Source organism: Collinsella aerofaciens (genome assembly GCF_040926185.1).
GTDB classification, from domain to species: domain Bacteria; phylum Actinomycetota; class Coriobacteriia; order Coriobacteriales; family Coriobacteriaceae; genus Collinsella; species Collinsella aerofaciens_BC.
The window spans coordinates 1-2,547 of the sequence record NZ_JBCOIQ010000037.1 but is presented as its reverse complement, the minus strand read 5'-3'; the positions used below and the strand labels follow the sequence as shown (position 1 = coordinate 2,547).

2 protein-coding genes are annotated in these 2,547 nt (G+C 69.7%); both read left to right on the top strand.

The features are described from left to right. Positions 1 to 155 precede the first annotated feature (155 nt). On the top strand, positions 156 to 1,700 hold the full coding sequence (gene istA / locus AB5750_RS09640; protein WP_368146273.1) for an IS21 family transposase: 1,545 nt from the start codon (positions 156 to 158) through the stop codon (positions 1,698 to 1,700). 2 nt (positions 1,701 to 1,702) lie between these two features. Continuing rightward, positions 1,703 to 2,437 (top strand): ATP-binding protein, encoded by a 735-nt coding sequence (locus AB5750_RS09635; RefSeq protein ID WP_271737436.1) that lies wholly within the window; start codon positions 1,703 to 1,705, stop codon positions 2,435 to 2,437. Positions 2,438 to 2,547 lie beyond the last annotated feature (110 nt).

Here is a 2,547-nt window from a genome sequence, read left to right as displayed (position 1 = left end):
TGAGTCCTAGGCCCTTTCGACACCACCTATATTGCGAATCAGCACCGCCGCCCACCCGACCGAATATTGCCGTTCGGCACCGCCATTAAATGCCTTCCCGCGCATCCCCGTTACGCTCGGGCTGCCATGCAGTCCAGAGAACGAGGAGGTTCCACATGGCGAGAAGGATCAGGGCCAGGGAGGTCCTGAGGCTGAGGTCGGTGAACGGGCTTTCGCAGAACGCGATCGCCCGCACCGCCCACGTCTCGAAGCACGGCGTCCAGGACGTGCTGGAAGCCGCGAGGGAGCGGGGCGTCTCCTGGGAGGACGTCGAGGGGATGTCCGAGGAGGCCGCCTACGCGCTGCTGTTCCCCGGCAGGGGCGACGCCGGGCCGGTGCACGCCGACCCCGACTGGGCACGCGTCCACCGCGAGCTCGCGAGGACCGGCGTCACGCTCAAGCTCCTGCACGCGGAGTATGCCGACGGGTGCGCGGAGGCCGGCGCGCCGTCGATGTCCTACGACAGGTTCTGCAAGCGCTACCGCCAGTACACGGTGTCGCGCAACGTGGTGAGCCGCGTCGGGCACAAGGCGGGCAGGAACATGGAGGTCGACTGGTCGGGGCCCACGATGCGGCTCGTGGACCCCGCGACCGGCGAGGTCAGGAAGGTGTACCTGTTCGTGGCCTGCCTCCCGTTCAGCCGGTACAGCTACGTCGAGCCGACGCTCGACATGAAGCAGGATACATGGCTGCTGTGCCACGTGCACGCCTTCTCCTTCCTGGGAGGCGCGACGCCCTGCATCGTCCCCGACAACCTGAGGACCGGCGTCACCGCCCACCCCAGGGCCGGGGAGCCGGTCCTGAACGCGGCCTACGAGGAGCTCGCCGCGCACTACGGCTCCGCCGTGATCCCGGCGAGGGTCAGGAGGCCCCGCGACAAGCCGAGCGCCGAGAACGAGGTCTGGGCCGCCGCGACCTACGTGATAGCGGCGCTTCGCGACGAGGTGTTCACCGACATGGCGGCCCTCCGCGCCGCCGTCGCCCGGAGGGTCGCGGAGCACAACGACGCGCCGTTCGCCAAGCGCGAGGGCTCGAGGCGCGAGGTGTTCGAGGAGGTCGAGCGCCCGCTGCTGAGGCCCCTACCGGCCGAGCCCTTCGAGGTGTGCGAGTGGGTCTACGGCCGCAAGGTCCAGGCCAACTGCCACGTCGCGTACGCCCGCAACTACTACTCGGTGAGCCACCTGCTCGTCGGCTCGACGGTCGACCTGCGCGTCACCGAGGGCAAGGTTGAGGTCTTCTCCGGCGGCGAGCGCGTGGCCACGCACCCCAGGTTCCCGTCCTACGCGAGGAACCGCTACTCCACGCGCGGCTCGGACATGCCCGAGGGCAGGGCGTGGTCGGACTGGGACGCGCCGCGCATCCGCGCCTGGGCCTCGAGGGTCGGGCCCTCCTGCTCCGAGCTGGTGGACAGGGTGTTCGCCTGCTACGAGTTCGACGAGCAGGGCTTCAACGCCGCGCTCGCCGTGCTCAGGCTGTCCAGGCGCTACACCCCGGCGAGGCTCGAGCGGGCGTGCGGGATGGCGCTCGCGACCGGGAAGAGGTCGCCGCGCTACCGCGACGTCGAGCCCGTGCTGAGGTCGGGGCAGGACAGGGCGCCAGCCGGCGAGGCGTCCGGGGACTGCGGCTACGTGCGCGGCGCCGGCTTCTACGGGGAGGGGTGAGCATGGACGTCAACGCGGAGACCGCCCGCAAGCTCAGGGAGATGGGGGCGGCCGAGCTGCTCGCCGCCCTCTCCGCCCAGGACGAGGCCGTGTGCGCCGGGATGGCGTTCGCCGAGCGCGTCCAGATGGCGGTGGACGAGGCGCACTCCGACTTCATCACGCAGAAGGTCCGCAACCTGACGAGGAGGGCCGGCCTCAGGTACCCCGAGGCCGACGTCCGCTCGGTCGACTTCTTCGAGGGCCGCGGCCTCGACAGGGTGGCGGTGGCCGAGCTCGCGACCTGCGGGTTCGTCGGGCGCGGCGAGAACGTGGTTCTCCAGGGCCTCACCGGCACGGGCAAGACCTACCTGGCCTGCGCGCTCGCGAAGGCCGCCTGCGCCAGGAGGGTGAGGTCGTGCTACGTCCGCCAGCCCGACCTCGAGGACCTCTGGCGCGAGAGCCGTGACCGGCCCGGCGGCGAGCGCAAGCTCGTCCGCAAGTACGGGGCGTTCGGCCTGCTCGTGATAGACGAGTGGCTGCTCGACAGGCCGGACACCGAGTTCAGGTCGATGCTGCTGGAGCTGATGGAGCTGAGGTACGGCACGGCCTCGACCGTATTCTGCACCCAGTTCAAGAAGAAGGACTGGCACCCGAGGCTCGGCGGCGGGGTGCATGCCGACGCCATCATGGACAGGATCGTGCACAACGCGGTCTGGGTCGACATGGGCGAGGCCAACATGCGGCAGCGCCGCGGATAGACCGGTAGCAATAAAAAAGCACCGGGGCCAGTGTCGGCCCCGGTGCCCAAGCGCGATATCGGCGGTGCTGTTTCGCGATATTCAACAGTGCTCAAGCGAGCAAATACTCA